The following is a 16,434-nucleotide window of genomic DNA, read 5'->3' on the forward strand; positions in this document are numbered from 1 at the left end:
GCCGGTTCTTCTTCTCCGTCGAACTGACCTGCTATTACGGGCCATCCATCACGTCGATCGATTCAGCTCAGAGGGGTGTCTATGCCTGCTCCTGGTTTGCTTGATATTCCGGAATCGTTACGGCGACAGCTGCTGGCATTCCGCAAACGGCTGTGGACTTTAAAGCTGACGGAAGCGATTGCGGGATCGGCAGCGATTGTCCTCGTTGCTTACCTGCTCACCTACAGCATCGATCGCTTCATCGATCCCCCGAAAGTCGTCCGGTGGCTCATCTGGGGAGTAGCGTTGATCGCACTGGCGCTCGTCCCACTTGCGTGGCATCGCTGGGTCTGGCGTCAGCGTCAACTGGAACAGCTGGCCCGCCTGCTGAGTCGAAAACATCCGAGCGTCGGTGATCAGCTGCTGGGGATTATCGAACTTTCTCACAACCCTTCTGAGCAGGCCCGTTCCCCCGCGCTGGTGCAGGCTGCCATCGAGCAGGTTTCGGAGGTCGCTGCCAAGCGGGATTTCCGCGACGCTGTTCCTCACCCGCGACATCGACAACGCCTGTGGACCGTATCGACTCTGGCAGCGATGTCTCTCCTCCTGCTGGGACTGACCACCGCAGCGGCCCAGAATGCCTGGCAGCGCTTCCTGGCTCCCTGGGGAGACACTCCGCGATACACGTTTGCCACCATCGAATCACTTCCCACGCAGATGGTTGTGGCACACGGCGAACCATTCACCGTTGAGCTCAAGTTGCGTCCTGAGGCACGCTGGAAGCCGGCTCAGGCAGAGGTGCGACTTCCCGGGCAGACAGCACTCGCATCCAGTCAGGAATCGGGGGGATATCGGTTTGAACTTCCCGGGCAGATCGCCGCTACCTCACTACATGTTCGCGTGGGTGATTTTGCTCAGGACGTGCTGATCGAGCCGAAGACTCGCCCGGAACTGGCGGGCCTGGGGGCAGACGTGCGGCTGCCCGACTATCTGGAGCGCAGCGAGCCGGTCGTCAAAGACATTCGCGGCGGTTCCCTGTCGGTCGTGAAAGGGAGTGCCGCGACTGTCACTGCGACCATCACGCGGGACATTGCTGCAGCCAGTGTGAATGATCAGGACAGAACTCCTCAAGGGGCAACGTTCTCGACAGAGCCTTTGAAAGTCGAAGAAGAGCAGGAACTGACGCTCAACTGGCGGGATGCGTTCGGTCTGTCCGCTCAACAGCCCTATCCACTCGCGATTCACGGGGTTGAGGACGAAGCCCCCAGCCTGATCTGTGAGAACCTTCCGCGGCAGCAGATCCTTCTCGATTCTGAAGTCCTGACATTTCAAATTCGGGCCCGCGATGACTTTGGAGTGAAACGGGTCGGCATGGTCTGGCAGGGGCTGGATGAGAATCTGAGAGAACCGGCGCAGGGCGAACGGATGCTCGGCGCAGGGGGAAGCGACAAGGAGCTGCTCGAGCTCAATGGAACGTTCTCTGCAAAACAGCTGGGGATCGAACCCCAGCCGATCGGAATGAGAATCTTCGTCGAAGATTATCTTCCGGGGCGGGAACGGGTTTATTCGCCGCAGTGTGTCTTTCATGTTCTGAACGCGGAACAGCACGCGATCTGGGTGACGGCTCAGCTCAGTCGCTGGCATCGCATGGCCCTTGAAGTTCGCGATCGCGAACTGCAGCTGCATGAAGTGAATCAGGAACTGCGAGCCCTTTCTCCGGAAGAGCTGGACAATCCCGCCACGCGGCAGTGGATTGAAGCCCAGGCGGCCGCCGAACGGATGAACGGGCGACGCCTGACGTCGCTCGTCTCGTCGGGTGAAGAGATTCTCAAGCAGGCCATGCGGAATCCGGAAATCGGCGTCGGTCATCTGGAGAAATGGGCCGAGATGATGCAGATCCTGAAAGACATTTCCGGCAACCGGATGCCCTCCGTGGCTGATCTGCTCAAGCAGGCTGCCACATCGCCGCAACTGGCGCAGAACAGTGCCAACCCCCGACCGACAGCGGGTGAGAACAAAGCCAATGTTGCCGGAGCGGGAGGGGCAAAGTCAGAAGCGAAGCCCGTTCCACCAGTCCCCGCTGTGACGGATGTGGAATCGACGATGAACACACCCAAACCGGATGAACCGAAGCCGCCGGGAGAGAGCAAGCCGAAGTCCCCTCGACTGACACTCCCGACCACGATGCTGGCCGGAAACGGCTCCGGAAAGAAAGATCCTCCGCCAGCGTCCAAGAGCGTGGACGAAGCAGTTCGCGAACAGAAAGACCTGCTGGCCGAGTTTGAGAAAATCGCGGATGAACTCAATACCGTGCTGGCGAATCTGGAAGGGAGCACCCTGGTCAAACGTCTGAAGGCATCCGCCCGGCGTCAACATCAGGTGGCCCAGAAGCTGGGGACGACCATCCCAGCCTCGTTCGGTGTTCCGATCAGGAAGACGGATGTTCCCGCCGCGACCTTTAAGGATCTCTCCGAAGTGGAAGCCTCGAGCAGCGCCGATGCGTCGGACATCATGGATGACATGGCTGCTTACTTCGAACGCAGTCGGTTTCAGCGATTCAAAGTGGTTCTCGACGACATGCGGAAGCAGGATGTCACAGCAGGGTTACGCAACCTCAGCGACGATCTGCGGAAAGAAAACGGGCTCTCCATCTCACAAGCGGAATTCTGGAGTGACACGTTCGACCGCTGGGCCGAAGATCTGGTGGAAGTGACCAAATGCGGGGCGTGTCCCGGTTGCAAGTCGAAAGGGAGCCTGCCCCCCTCGATCGTGCTGGAAGTGCTCCAGATTCTCGAAGGAGAGGTGAAGCTGCGGGAAGAAACCCGCGTGGCTGAGCAGGCAAAAGGGGCCACCACTCCGGCAGATCACAGCAAGGAATCAAAGCGGCTTTCGGACAGCCAGTCGGCGCTTCGGGAACGCATTGACAACGTCATGGTTCGTATCAGGGAACTGCCCGATGCGGAAAGCGATTTCGGAAAAGAACTGGCACTGCTTGTGAAAGTGTCCGAGGTGATGGTCGACGCCACCGGCATTCTCGCCCGTCCGGAAACCGGCAGTCCGGCGATTGCAGCGGAGACGGAAGCGATTGAACTGTTGCTGCAATCGAAGCGATTTAACCCCAACGGCGGAGGGGGAGGCGGGTCAACTCCCGGCGGAGGCGGTACCGGGACAACGCATGATTCCGCACTGGCCCTGGTCGGAACGGGGATCAACGAGAAGGAACGTCGGGAAGATCATGGTCCGGTGCAGGCGGTCGGCACTGCGGGTTCGACTCTTCCGGAAGAGTTCCGTGCCGGTCTGGATGAATACTTCAACCGGCTGGATCGGCGGAATCCGTGATGCAGGCTTCATCTTCATGGGGGCACGGCTTAATGGAAGATCTTCAACATCAGTTGTCGCAGCAGCCGAGGATCGTCCCGATGACATTCAGAACCCGTCTGTTCATAGGCGCTTGGCTGGTCATGTTCATCGGTGGGGCTCCCGGAACATCGCAGGCACAAACCTTTTTTGAAAATCTGGCTCGGGGTCTGGGCTTCGGCCGTCAGGCGGTCCCTGTGCCTCAAGCACTCGATCCAGAAGACCCCGACCTGGTCAACGAGTTTTCCCCCAAACTGAATCAACTTCTCAAGGCGGAGTTGTATTTCGTTCAGAAGGTCTGCCAGCCGAATGCGGAGCAGCTGACCGAGTTTCAGAAGACCGGAAAGGCAGAAATTGTTTCCATTGCGAAATTGATGGCTCAGAAACAGAACCAGCAGCACACCGAGGAGTTTCCTCAGCCTCGTAAGCTTCTCACAGCAGCTTTTGTAAAGAAGGGGACCGAGATCTTGCCCCCTGAAGCTGCAAAGCGCTATCAGGACGAAATCGAGCTTCGCGTGAAAGACCGGCAGGAGACAAACGCCTCTCTCATGGTCAGCCAGATTGACCGGGAACTGCATCTGACAGAGACACAGTTTCAAGACATCCAGGCTGCTGTTCAGAAAGACTGGCGTCCCGAATGGTCACGCAATGTAATGGTGTTCTTCTATCCGGACCACGCCCCATGGCCGGCTTTTAAGACAATCCGTCCCTACCTCGATGAGAAGCAGCAGACGCTCTCGCAGAATAATGCCAACAGAAGCACCATTTTTTTTGGGTGGGAAAGCGATCTTGGATTGGATGGATGGGTGCGTCTGCAATCGACCGCAGAATTGTTCCAATCTACGTGGAATTCGGCCATGGAGCAGAAGCCATGACGCGTTATGCAGTTCCTCGGAAATTCACACCCAGCCGCTCAAGTGTCGAGACGGATCAAGTCCGGCGTTTGAAGCTGACGACAATGGTCTGTGTCGGCATGTTCGTGCTGGGGATGGGTACGCCTGCGAAATCGCAGGGGATCATTGAGATCGTTGATAACGCTTTTGAAATGCAGCCTGGATTCGCCATCCAGCAGATCGTCAGTTCCGTCCAGAACGAAGAAGGAGCCCGCAAGAAAGCGGAAGGGTTGCTGACGCTCGAGCTGAACTCCGTCGAACAGACCTGCGGGTTGACCGAATCTCAAAAAGCCCGGCTGAATCTCGCCGGCCAGGGTGATCTGCACCGCTTCTTTAATGATGTGAAAACCGCGACAGCACCCTACGCAAACAAAACCCGCATCACGCAGCAGGAATGGCAGAAGGTCAATGATGTGACGCAACCGCTGCGGAAGCGATTCTCCAATGGATTGCACGGGCAGGGATCGCTGTTCAATAAATCTCTGGTCATGATCTTGACCCCTGAACAACTGGCGATTGTCCAGAAGGATGAGCAGGAGCGCAGCAGGAGACAGTTCCGGGCATCGATCAAAGGGACCATCCAGATGATCGATGCTCAGCTCCCACTCACGCACGAGCAACGCGGCAAGCTGGAAGAGCTCATTCTGAAGTACGGCGAAGTCCCCCGGGGAGCTTCTGAAGGCCATTTGCAGCTGTGGGCCACGCTCTATGGTCTTTCACAGGTCCCCGAAGCTGACCTCAAGGAGATTTTTTCCGCGGGCGAACTCAAGATCATTCTGCGGTTACAGCAGCAGGGGCGAGGCATGCGGCAGCAGTAAGCGGAGATGAACCTCTCCGGCAACAATGTCCTCTTCCAGTCGATTTGAGTGATGAGATTTCAACGGGCTTCCCAGATGACAAGAACAATGCAAAAAGCGGCAACGTGGATCTCCTGCTGCCTGATCATCGGAACCGGGCTGTGCGAATCTGCCGCTCATGCTCAGTCTGTTGATCTGGTCACCGGAGACGCAGTTCCGCGTGATGTTCGGGAGATGTACGAGCGCGGCCTGCAGTATCTGGTGAAAACACAGAACGAGAACGGTGGCTGGCAGGATTCGTACGGAGGTGCCGGAGGAACCGGAATGGCCATCATGTGCTTCCTGGCCTCGGGAGAAGACCCCAACTTCGGACTCTATTCCGGAAATATCCGACGGGCACTGCGGAGCATGATCTCCCAGCAGGATGCCGATACCGGATACTTTGGCGGAAGCATGTACATGCATGGCTTCGCGATGCTCAGTCTGGCGGAGTGCTACGGCGCCGTGGATGATCGCAATCTCTGGACGGGCACCGCCAAGCCGAACTCACTGTCGATCGGTCAGTCTCTGGAACTGGCGGTCCGGGCTGCAGTCACTTCTCAAAAGAAGAATTCATTGGGGGCCTGGAGATATTCCCCGGATGGGAATGATGCGGATACTTCCGCTGCGGGTGCGGTTCTGATGGGATTGCTGGCAGCTCGGAATGCAGGGATCGAGGTCCCGGATGAATCGATCGACAAGGCCATCTCCTACTACGTCAAGATGACCTCCCCCTCAGGACAGGTGGGGTACTCAGGCGGCTTCGGCGGCTTCGATGAATCTCTTGCTCGAATCTCGATCGGCACGTTGGTGTACGCGGTGGCCCGTCGAAAAGATCTGCCACAGTACCAGGCCACGCTCAAGTACCTGACAGAACGCATTGATACTGGCGGCAGCTCCGGGCACGGAGGAGTGGAATATCAGAACTACTATCAGGCGCAGGCCCTCTTTCAGGGAGACGTCGAAGCGTGGGGAAAGTGGAACAAGAATCTGGTCCGGCAGTTCAAGGTCACTCAGGGTGAAGATGGAAGCTTCCGCGGGAGCTACGGGCCGCACGTCGCGACCTCGCTCTCGCTGCTGGCCCTGGCCGTCAATTACCGCTTCCTTCCTATTTACGAACGGTGATTCCGGTGAAGCCGACGCTCCGATCGCTCGTGATCACGCTCATGGTGTTGTGTGCGCACTTCGTCATGCGCTCCACAGCTTCTGCGGACGACAGTCCCCCGACAGCCGGCCAGTTGACCCTCCGCAACGGGGGAATCATCGCTGGAGAAATCCGGGATTCTCAGGCCCCTGGAGTGGTTCGCTGGCAAGGGGAGGCTTTTACACAGCCATTTGAATTCGCTGTGAAGGACATCCTGTCCATCGACATGTCGAGTATTCCAGTCACTCTCCCGCCTCAGGACTTTTTATTCACCCTAGCAAACGGAGATCATTTCAGCGGGCAGTTGATGCGATGGGACGATCGCAATCTGCACATTTCCACCCCGGAATTCGGGAACGTGCAGCTGCACGCTGACAGCCTGCGACGCATCGACCGGATGCAGGGGAATACGAAACTGATTTATCCGTCGCTGGATCGACTGGAAGCCTGGTCCGCACGGCAATCCAACTGGGTTTTCGAGGGAGGAGATTTTCGAACCAGCGTCGATCAGGCAATGCTTTCGCGTGATCTCAAAATTCCTGAGATGGCAGTCATCGAACTCGAGCTCGCCTGGGAAGGAAAGCCGGATTTTGCACTGGCGATGGGAGTGCGGGACCCGAACAAGGAAAGTCCTGAAGATCTGGGATGGAGAATTGAATGCTGGAACGGCAGGCTCAACCTCGTCCGTGAATGTTCGAGCATCGCTGACATCACCCCGGTGGCTGGAGTCGAACCCTCGGCACAATCGGTGCGTCTCCTGGCGTACTTGAATCAGAAGGCTGGTGAGCTGAGTCTGTATCACTCCAATGGAACGCCAGCGGGACAACTTCATCTGCCTCCGGAAAAGGTCCCATCACCCAAGAAGGGTGAACTTGAACCCGGGGGCGGCTTCAGGCTGATCAACCGCCATGGAAATATCAGGCTCAGGCAGTTGAGCGTCGCAGCCTGGGATGGAATCGTTCCTCAATCGATTGGCGATGATCGTCCCAAGGTTTGTCTGTCCGACGGGACCGAGATTACCGGAACGTTGTTGCATTCCGACCCGGACAGCGCCACGGTCATCGTGAAGTCGGGTGACGGCGAGAAAATCGTCCCGTTCGAGGAGATTGTCTCTGTCCAGTTCAAACCTGCTGTCGACAAAACAGCTGGTGCCGTCGAATTACAGCTTCAAAGCGGGACTCGGGTTCACGGAGACCTGTCGGGATTGAACGCCGGAACGATTGAGATTGTCAGTCCACAATTTGAATCCCCGCTCCGACCGCAACATTCCCACGTGCGACGACTGACGGTGTTGAATACACGGAAACAGCCAACCGAGAAATCGGCCCCTCTGCTGGCAGAAATGATTCTCCCGAAAGATCCGCGAAATCGCAGTCGTTCGAAGCAGAAGAAACGAAGTGACGGGGATAAAGACTCCGTCAATGAGACTCAGCTGAAGGCGTTGAAGGCTCGGTTCACTCAACAACAGAACATGCTTGGCCCGAATCACCCTCAAGTCCAGCTGCTCAAGCAGCAGGTCGAGGCGGTAGAAAAGTTTCTGAAAGAAAACTCAAACGAGGATGAAGACGGTCTCGGACATCGAGGACGGCTGGTGAGTGGCGATGCAACTCCGGATGCGAGCTGCCTGAACTGGCAGCCGGAATTCAGCCTGACTTCCAGTCCGCTGAAGCGGAATGCCTCGGGCCGAATCGTCTACCGGGCACCTGCCGTCCCGGACATTCGCATATTCAACGAGGGAATCATCAATAATGATCAGGGACGAAACTTTGTTTCCAACTTTCTGAAGCGGACTGACGGTCCCGCCCGGCAGCCTCGAACTTCGGGCTCACAGCTATTGCATCTGCGAACCGGGGATGTGATCAACTGTCAGGTGCTTTCGGTCGACGAGGAAGGGGTTCTGATCTCCTCGCCGGTGAGCCTGGAGCAGAAGATTCTGCATGAGAAGATTAAAGCAGTCGAGCTCATCGCCGGTTCGAAGCCGGCCGACCTGCAGGCCGCCAAACGCGAACGCCTGTTGACCTTGCCGCGGAGTCAGAAGGCGTCCCCTCCGACTCATCTCTTCTGCTCGCGAAATGGAGATTTTCTCAGGTGCCGCCTGCTTGAACTCAATGAAACCGAAGCGAGAATTGAAGTTCATCTGGAAGAGATGATACTCCCCGCTGACCGGATCGCTCATCTCATCTGGCTTCATGCGGACGAAATGGAAATGCCCGAACTGCCTGAGAAGGAGAAAGGAGCGGCCGAGAAGCCGGTGCAACAGCCGGGAGATGTCGACGCCAATCTGGTGCGGGTTCTCCGGCGGGATGAGAAAAAGACAACATTCACCGCCACGAAGGTGGAAGCGGATGCGATTTCGGGAACTCACGAGATTCTGGGAGAATGTCAATTTCGATTGAGCGACATTGATCAAATCGTGTTTGGTTCGCGCGTCCGGGAACTGGGAACGACCGGCCTGTATGAGGAGTGGAAGCTGCATCCCTCGATTGAACCGCTAGTCGCGCAGGATCTGGGTGAGATCGACGGGACGAACTCTCCCTTGATCGGGAAAGCAGCACCGGAAGTGAAGCTGGGGCTGCTGGGGGGAGGTCAATTCAAACTCTCCGACCAGCGCGGAAAGGTGGTCGTTCTCGATTTCTGGGCGACATGGTGCGGACCCTGCATGCAGACCCTCCCGCTCCTGCACCCTCTGACGGAAGAGTTCCCGGCGGACCAGGTCGAATGGATCTCTATCAATCTGGAGGAACCCGCCAATCACGTGCAGTCTGTTCTCGATCGTCACAAACTCAAATTGACGGTGGCACTGGATGTGGATGGGGTGGTCGCCCATCGATATGAGGCCAGCACCATTCCGCAGCATGTCGTCATCGATCCTCAGGGGAATGTGACCCACGTCTTCATCGGCGGGGGACCCGTATTGATCGAGAAACTGCGAGAAGCGATTCCAGAGGCTCTCAGCAAAAAGTGACAGACGTCACAGCGGTTTAGAGGAAATTACGCAAATTTCCTGAATTGACACAACCCTCACAATCGATATAGTCGGAGCTGTCTCAGGTAATCTCCATTAATGACTCTCGCCGCTTTCATCCCGCTTCCGGGAGAGAAATCGATGGCGTATTCGAGTCGCGTTGAGTCATGTCTCACAGAGCAGATTCTGCTGCAAGCTCGTGATGCATTGTCAGTTGCGGATTTCGCTTTCGCGGAACAGCTGCTCGATACGCTCACTCCCTCAGAAGTTTCAACTCCTGAAGTCGACTTGCTTCGTGGACGCTGTCAGCAGTTCCAGGGAAATGTTGCTGCCGCAGTTCCGCTTTATCACCGATGCTGGGAGGCGTCTAAGCGCCTCACTGACGCGGAGTTCCGTTGGAAGGCCTGTTTCGCCCTGTCTGCAGCGCATGCCGACTTGCAAGAGTCGCTGCAAGCCAAGCAATACTTTCAGCTTGCGATGACATATGTCTTCGAGGAGCTGTCATCAGGGAGGCTGGACCATCTTCCAGGCGAAGTGATGCTCGCGAACGCTTTCAACCGACAGCTGTCCGGGCATGACGATGGAGGATGTGTCGAATTGCTCAGGCTTCGCGTCCGGACCAGCGATCCCCATCTGCTGGCGAGAATCGAGTTTTGCCTGGCGGACGCGCACCCCGGACGTTCTGGGGTAAAGTGGCTCGAAAAGAGTTGGCGAAATTTTCAGCGGTCCGGGGACCTGTTCAACGCCATGAAAACGCTGGAACGGCTTTCGGAAAGACTTCTGGCATTCAGAGCATGGGGGGAGGGAGTGAAAACGCTGCGCATTGCCCGGGATTTTGCTGAACAGCTTCAATTGCGTACAAAAGTTGCTGAGTACGCAGCTCTTCTCAGTCGGCTGGAGCGTTCGATGCGGCTGCTGGCAGGGCATTCCTCGTGGAATTGATGGAATTTCGTCAATATCTGCGTGGTTTGATGGCCGGCAAGTTTGGTTGTGGAAAGGAATCTGCTCTCCAAAAATCTGGACTGCACGACTAGAATTTCCAGACACATCTCCGGCTGCTCGCCTTCGAACGGATCCTCGATGACAATTCACAGGGACGCTGATTCTTCCATGCTGGATGCCACCCGCATGTTCGGAACTGGCAATCCACCACCTGCGCTGACGGTGCACGAAGACGCAGGCGATCTTTACGACCGATATCAGCAGATCGTCAGCAGTTCTGAAGTCACCTGGGACATGACGTACCGGCTGGTCTCACGACTGGGGGCAGGGGGTCAGGGAGTTGTGTTCCTCGCGGACCGGTCTGGCGCATTCGACGTCAATTTTCAGCTGGCCCTGAAATTCTATCGCCCGGACGGATACCCGGATGTGCAGACCTACCGCCGCGAAATGGCGCGAATGGCCAAGGTCAACATGGCCACGGCGCGGATTCAGCAGGATCATCTGGTCGACGTCTATAACGTGGTCGAATACCGCGGCATCCTCGTACTGGTGTCGGAGTGGGTGGATGGCTACGACCTGCGGCATCTCACCACGCCGAAGTTGCTCAAGCAGATCAAACGGACCGTCGACAACGATCGCTGGGCCTACATCAACGACGTGATCATCACCGATGCCGGATTCCAGTCCCGCCTGAAGCCGGGCGTGGCGATTGCCATCATCCGGGAGTGTCTGTCCGGCCTGGCGGCCCTGCATCGACAGGGAATCATCCATGCGGACTTGAAGCCGGCAAACGTGATGGTGAAGCAGACGGGAAACTGCAAGATCATCGACCTGGGTTCGGCGTTCATGGAGGACGAATATCCGCTGCGTCCGACCTGGACGCCCCGCTATGCCGCCGTCGAGGTTCTCGAGGGAGCCCGGCACACTCCACTGTCGGATCTGGCCAGCCTGGGATATGTCCTGCTCGAACTCCTTTCCGGCAAGTATCCGTTTGCGGGCGTCGCCGACGGTCAGGAGCTGATCAGCGTGAAACGGGACATCTGGAATCGCATTCCCGATCTGCTGCCCAAAGACGTGGCTCGCAACAATACGCTCGTTCAGCTGATCTCGAAAATGATCGCTCCCAACCCGGCCGATCGGTTCACGTCGCTTGAAGAGGCGGATCTCTCTCCGTACGGCGCTTCCGAGATTCAGCGGCAGCTGGTCAAAGTGAACATGACCACGGAAGTGGAGAACGAGATGCGAATCCTGATGCAGGAATTCGCTGAAGGAAGTTCCCCGGAAGCCAAATACAACCAGCTGCGCACAGGCTGATCGTCCAGTTGGTTTTGCACCAGGTTTTCCCGCTGCGGGACCTCGCGGCCGAAAACCCTTTGTAGTGTGCGGTGCTGCTCAGGTGTCTTGAGCCCGGTCCAGATTTGGCCTGATGGATCAATCTCCTTTCAAGGGGGCCGACCGGATATGGCTGGGGCAGCCAGCTGCTGCGGGAAGTTCTGACGGCCGATCGAGCGGTGTGCAAGGGAATCGACCCATTTTGAAACTCCATTCGTATCAGGAGTTGGGGAAAAACAGCGGCGTATTGCTGGTGGAAATGGCGAAACCGACCCGTTCTCGCACGTGCGGAAATCGCTTTGCTGCGAGTTTGGTACGGGACGTGCTTTGCTCTCCGGACAACACGGGATTGTTCGGCGTCAAAGAGAGTGCAGCGCGATGATCACCAAACTACGACCACAGCCATTCGACTTTCGTCAGTTGTCATCACTTTCAAAGGGGGTGGCTGCAGCTCCCGAGGTGACCGCGCGGATTCCTGATATTGTACGTCAGGAGCCAGGATCACTAGTAGTGCGGTTTGAATGTCAAAAGGTGTTGAGCGAGCGACAGTGCACTCCGCAGGAGATTGTCATCAAGGTGCTGAACCTGACAGGATGGAGGGCGACCAGTGTGATCGCCCGCCGTTTCCTGTGATCCGCCCGAGTGAGTCTAACTCACAGGTGCAACGGGAGAATTGAGTTTTTCAACTCCTGAAAACCGCAATCCTCCGACATGAATGCCGGGTCACTCTCCTTCAATTGTGACCCGTTTCCCCAGCGAGATGTTGAACGCAGCGATGCGGTCCCGCACCTTTCCTCGCGTGATCCCCAGAATCTCGGACGTCTTGGTCTGATTTCCACCAGTCGCCTGCAGGACGCGCGTGAACAGGTAACGCTCCATCACGTCGACCGCTTCGGCATAGAGATTAGTGGTCCCACTCTGTAATCGGGATTCCACGAAGTCCTGCAGTTGAATGCCAACTTGAGGTTCGAACGCTGCGCTCGGGCTTCCGGGAACATCATCACTGTTCGGTGGTGACTGCGCCGGGAGTCCGGAGTATGAATCGCCCACAAGGGGGACACCGCCCGGGGCTTCGATGAGCGGAGCCTCAAAGACCGCTTTGGGAAGGAAGTCCGGAACGATCACCGGTCCGGTGGCTTTCAGGACGCATTGACGAACCACGCTTTGCAGCTCGCGGATATTCCCGGGCCACGGGTAATTCTGAAGAATCTCAATCGCTTCGGAGGAGATTCCTTCGATCTCCGGCTTGTTCAGCTCCTTGCGGATGCGGGTCAGGAAGTACTGGAGCAGGAGTGGAATGTCCGCAGCTCTTTCCCGCAGCGGGGGAAGCGTGACGGTCACCACATTCAGGCGATAGAACAGGTCGCTGCGGAAGGTGCCTGACTCCACCATCTGTTCCAGCGGGCGATTCGTGGCAGCGATCAGACGGGCGTCTGTTTCGATCGTGTCATTTCCACCGACCCGTTCGAATCTCTGTTCCTGCAGCAGGCGAAGAACTTTTCCCTGTGTGAGCGGGGACATGTCTCCCACTTCATCGAGGAACAACGTTCCGCCGTTACATTGCTCGAACTTCCCGATTCGTCTCCGCTCGGCTCCGGTGAATGATCCCTTTTCATGACCGAAGAGTTCGGATTCCAGCAGAGTGTCCGGAAGCGCTGCGCAGTTGACTGCCATGAACGGCTTGTTTGCCCGGTCGCTGAACTGGTACAGGGCGCGGGCGACCAGTTCCTTTCCGGTCCCGCTTTCGCCACGGATGAGGATCGTGACGTTCTGTTTGGAGACCCGGCCGATCGATTTGAAAACTTCCAGCATGCCCTGGCTGCGACCGATGAAGAGATCTCCCGAGGCATTGGAAGGCTTTTCATCTTCGCGCACGGCCACCGCGACCGGCACGCTCATCAATCGGCGTGTCTCCAGTGCCTTGGCAACGAGCGTATTGAGCTTGGCGAGATCCAGCGGCTTTGCGAGATAGTCGTACGCCCCCAGCTGCATGGCTTCAATGGCGGTATCGCTTCCGGCTTCGGCGGTGATGAACAGGACGGGGAGACGTCGATCCAGTTCGTGAATTTTCTTGAAGACATCCAGCCCCGACATGCGAGGCATGAGAATATCCAGCAGCACGACGTCGGGGTGACGTTCTTCGACCAGCTTCAGTCCCTCGTCGGCGGAAGAGGCGGAAAGCACTTCGACTTCCAGCTTCTCCAGCGAACGTTGAACCATATGGAGAATGGAGCGGTCATCATCGATAATCAGGACAAGTGGCATGATGTCTTTGGCGGTTTGCGTCGTTGAATGAGTCAATCTGCTGTGAATTCACTTTGATGGGTGAATGGAGCATCTTTGGTCCATTCGAATTGCCTCTGAATATCAACCTCTTTCCAGGGGACGAGAGCAGTATGTCTGGATGGTCGTGAGGAGTTGCGAGCGGCCGACTGGCTTTGCCAGATAGTCCGTGCACCCGACCGCCAGACACCGTTCCCGGTCCCCCGCCATGGCACCTGCCGTCAATGCGATGACGGGCAGGTCGAACCCGAGCGAACGCAGGCGTTCCGTGGCATCATATCCGTTCATGATAGGCATCTGCATATCCATCAGCACAAGGCTGAAAGGCTGAGATTGCTGGGAATTGATGACCGCATCGACCGCTTCCTCCCCATTATTGACGACGACAACTTCGTCGACGACCGGGCTGAGGATTCGTTGCAGCATGTACTGGATCGCCCGGGTATCTTCCGCAATGAGAATCCGGGCTGGGATCAGGATATCCATCGATTCGTGTGATTCCTTGAGTTTTCGGCGCTGATTCAGCTCGTCATAGCTGAGCATGGCATCGGAGTCGACCGGAAGCGAGATGGAAAAGGTGCTTCCCCGGTTCACTTCGCTGACAACCGTCAGTTCTCCGTCCAGCATCTCGGCGAGCCGTTGACAGATGGTGAGTCCCAGTCCCGTCCCACCGGCCCGGCGGACAATCGAGCCATCGATCTGTGTAAAGGCTTCGAAGATCGAATCGAGGCGGTCGGGGGGAATTCCGATTCCGGTGTCTGAAACCGAAACGACGAGTTTGGGATTCCCCTCCCGGCGATCACACCGGACATGAATCCGCACCTGTCCTTTTTCCGTGAATTTGATGGCGTTGCTCGTCAGGTTCAGGAGCACCTGTCTGAATCGCAGCGGGTCGGTGGAAATCGTTTCCGGGAGCATCGATTCGAAGGTCGTAATCAGTTCCAGCCGCTTCTCCACAGCCTGCTGATCCATGAGTGAGCGGACATCCGCGACGATGGAAAGGACAGAGCAGGGCTCGCGATGAATTTCCAGTTTGCCCGCTTCGATCTTCGAAAGGTCGAGGATGTCGTTGAGAATGCCGGTCAGAAGCTGGCCTTGTGAACGGATGGTTTTGGCGGTGGCGAGCGGCTCGGCACCGTTCAGTTCCCGGCAGAGGCTGTCGGCACAGCCCAGGATGGCTGTCAGCGGGGTGCGGATCTCGTGGCTCATGTTTGCCAGAAACTCGCTCTTGGCCCGGCTGGCACTTTCGGCCGCCAGTTGCGTTTCCCGCAGTTGCCTTTCATTCTCGACACGTTCGGTGACATCGGTCTGAACCCCCACGAAGTGAATGACCGTTCCTTCATCATTTTCCACGGGGGAGATCTGGAGGTTGTTCCAGAAGGGGGTTCCGTCTTTGCGATAGTTCAGGATCGTGACGTGACACTCCTGGCGCAGACGGATGGCCTCGCGGAGCTTAAGGCGGGTCCTTTCATCGGTCCCCGGTCCCTGCAGGAAACTGCAGCTTCTTCCAAGAACTTCGTCGGCGCGATAGCCAGTCAGAATTTCAAAGGCGGGATTGGCGTAAATGATCGGCTGATCGGGAGAGCGGGCGTCGGTGATCAGAATTCCGTTCGTCGCAAATTCAATCGCGCGTGTGCGGACTCGCAGGGCCTCCTGGTCGGCCATCTGATCGGTAATGTCAAAGTTGATGCCGATCATCCGTTCCGGGATCCGCTGGGCGTTTAAAACCACGGCTCCACGTCCGTGCAGCCAGCGGTATCCCTTCTCAGGAACGTAGAGACGAAAAATGTGGTTGAACTGGACGCCCGGTTGCATCGCGGACTGGACGGCCCGGTCGAGACCTTCACGATCGTCGCGGTGAACCCGCTCGAAGAACTGCTCGGAAGAGATTTGTCCTCCCTTCAGTCCCAATCCCGTCAGCTGCATTTCCATGGAGTCGAGCCAGAGCAGATTGGTTTTGAGGTTCCAGCTCCAGGTCCCCATTCGTGACGCAAGCAGCGCGCCTCGCAGATGGCCGTCGATAAACTTCGAACGACTCTCCATCAGTCGCTTCGACTCACTTCCCCCGGAGTCGGTGGGGCTCGAGCCTTCAGCAGGAAAGCGAATGGAAAGTGCCTGGGGGATGAGGGGAAGTAACGCCAGAACTGTGGCCCAGCTGGCGATCGCCGTCAGAAACTTGATAATTCCCGACAGCCTGTAAACAGGCCACCAGAAAATGACCGCCTCCAGCAGATGGACAGTTCCGCAGGCGAAGATGAATGTTGCAAACAGCCACCACAATCGGGGAAGTGGGAGGTCGCGGCGCTTCCGCAGGAAATAGATGAAGACGATCGGAATCGCAACATAGGCAGCAAATGTTGCCAGGTCGGAAACGATGTGCAGCCAGCCCCACAACGGTTCATTCTTCCAGCCTGGACCGCAGGCCCAGCGCGGGGGGAAGTCCGCTGTTTCGAAGATGCTTGTGAGCCAGTTCCACATTCCCGCAGCCGTTCCGCACCCACCATTTGATTCACACCGCCGACGGACGACCGACAAGTGATGTTCTCAAGAACAGTCGGTTGACCCCGGACGGAAGCGCACATTCATTGGGCAGCTCCGACGAATTTGGAGTATAGGCAACGCTGGGAGGATTCGCAAAGAATAAGGGGTTTACTTCATCCTGATCATGCGTGTTTTTCCGCACTCCGCAACGAATTTTCCCCG

At 57.1% G+C, this 16,434-nt stretch carries 9 protein-coding genes; 7 read left to right on the forward strand and 2 right to left on the reverse strand.

The genetic code is table 11. The features are described 5' to 3' along the window. The first annotated feature begins 81 nt into the window (after positions 1-81). The 7 genes from SH661x_RS01820 to SH661x_RS01850 all read left to right on the forward strand — a co-directional run bounded on the left by SH661x_RS01820 (position 82) and on the right by SH661x_RS01850 (position 11,430). Entirely contained in the window at positions 82-3,318 is a 3,237-nt protein-coding gene (locus SH661x_RS01820; protein WP_437227465.1) for a hypothetical protein, read from the forward strand. Positions 3,319-3,398: 80 nt separating this feature from the next. Further along, entirely contained in the window at positions 3,399-4,211 is an 813-nt protein-coding gene (locus SH661x_RS01825; RefSeq protein WP_437227467.1) for a hypothetical protein, read from the forward strand. Next, complete coding sequence (locus SH661x_RS01830; RefSeq protein WP_437227469.1) at positions 4,208-5,047, forward strand: hypothetical protein; 840 nt, start codon at positions 4,208-4,210, stop codon at positions 5,045-5,047. Before SH661x_RS01825 ends, SH661x_RS01830 begins: the two co-directional genes overlap by 4 nt. An 87-nt stretch (positions 5,048-5,134) precedes the next feature. After that, on the forward strand, positions 5,135-6,190 hold the full coding sequence (locus SH661x_RS01835; RefSeq protein WP_437227471.1) for a prenyltransferase/squalene oxidase repeat-containing protein: 1,056 nt from the start codon (positions 5,135-5,137) through the stop codon (positions 6,188-6,190). Between the two features lie 65 nt (positions 6,191-6,255). Further along, complete coding sequence (locus SH661x_RS01840) at positions 6,256-9,174, forward strand: redoxin domain-containing protein (RefSeq protein WP_437227473.1); 2,919 nt, start codon at positions 6,256-6,258, stop codon at positions 9,172-9,174. 99 nt (positions 9,175-9,273) lie between these two features. After that, positions 9,274-10,116 carry a hypothetical protein gene (locus SH661x_RS01845; protein WP_437227475.1) on the forward strand — a complete coding sequence of 281 codons (843 nt, stop codon included), beginning with the start codon at positions 9,274-9,276 and terminating at the stop codon, positions 10,114-10,116. A gap of 138 nt (positions 10,117-10,254) precedes the next feature. Then, on the forward strand, positions 10,255-11,430 hold the full coding sequence (locus SH661x_RS01850) for a serine/threonine-protein kinase (RefSeq protein WP_437227477.1): 1,176 nt from the start codon (positions 10,255-10,257) through the stop codon (positions 11,428-11,430). 741 nt (positions 11,431-12,171) lie between these two features. Here the strand turns inward: SH661x_RS01850 and SH661x_RS01855 are convergent. After that, positions 12,172-13,713, reverse strand: coding sequence for a sigma-54-dependent transcriptional regulator (locus SH661x_RS01855; protein WP_437227478.1), 1,542 nt, complete (start codon positions 13,711-13,713; stop codon positions 12,172-12,174). A gap of 102 nt (positions 13,714-13,815) precedes the next feature. Next, positions 13,816-16,209: an ATP-binding protein gene (locus tag SH661x_RS01860; RefSeq protein ID WP_437227480.1), complete on the reverse strand. Its 2,394-nt coding sequence runs from the start codon at positions 16,207-16,209 to the stop codon at positions 13,816-13,818. Positions 16,210-16,434: the final 225 nt, after the last annotated feature.

The organism is Planctomicrobium stercoris (genome assembly GCF_051465655.1).
Classification (GTDB): Bacteria; Planctomycetota; Planctomycetia; order Planctomycetales; family Planctomycetaceae; genus Planctomicrobium.

Excerpts from the sequence above, each read along its gene's own strand:
- SH661x_RS01820 (WP_437227465.1), top strand. The coding sequence starts at position 82 with ATGCCTGCTCCTGGTTTGCTTGATATTCCGGAATCGTTACGGCGACAG.
- SH661x_RS01825 (WP_437227467.1), top strand. The coding sequence starts at position 3,399 with ATGACATTCAGAACCCGTCTGTTCATAGGCGCTTGGCTGGTCATGTTC.
- SH661x_RS01830 (WP_437227469.1), top strand. The coding sequence starts at position 4,208 with ATGACGCGTTATGCAGTTCCTCGGAAATTCACACCCAGCCGCTCAAGT.
- SH661x_RS01835 (WP_437227471.1), top strand. The coding sequence starts at position 5,135 with ATGCAAAAAGCGGCAACGTGGATCTCCTGCTGCCTGATCATCGGAACC.
- SH661x_RS01840 (WP_437227473.1), top strand. The coding sequence starts at position 6,256 with ATGCGCTCCACAGCTTCTGCGGACGACAGTCCCCCGACAGCCGGCCAG.
- SH661x_RS01845 (WP_437227475.1), top strand. The coding sequence starts at position 9,274 with ATGACTCTCGCCGCTTTCATCCCGCTTCCGGGAGAGAAATCGATGGCG.
- SH661x_RS01850 (WP_437227477.1), top strand. The coding sequence starts at position 10,255 with ATGACAATTCACAGGGACGCTGATTCTTCCATGCTGGATGCCACCCGC.
- SH661x_RS01855 (WP_437227478.1), bottom strand. The coding sequence starts at position 13,713 with ATGCCACTTGTCCTGATTATCGATGATGACCGCTCCATTCTCCATATG.
- SH661x_RS01860 (WP_437227480.1), bottom strand. The coding sequence starts at position 16,209 with ATGTGGAACTGGCTCACAAGCATCTTCGAAACAGCGGACTTCCCCCCG.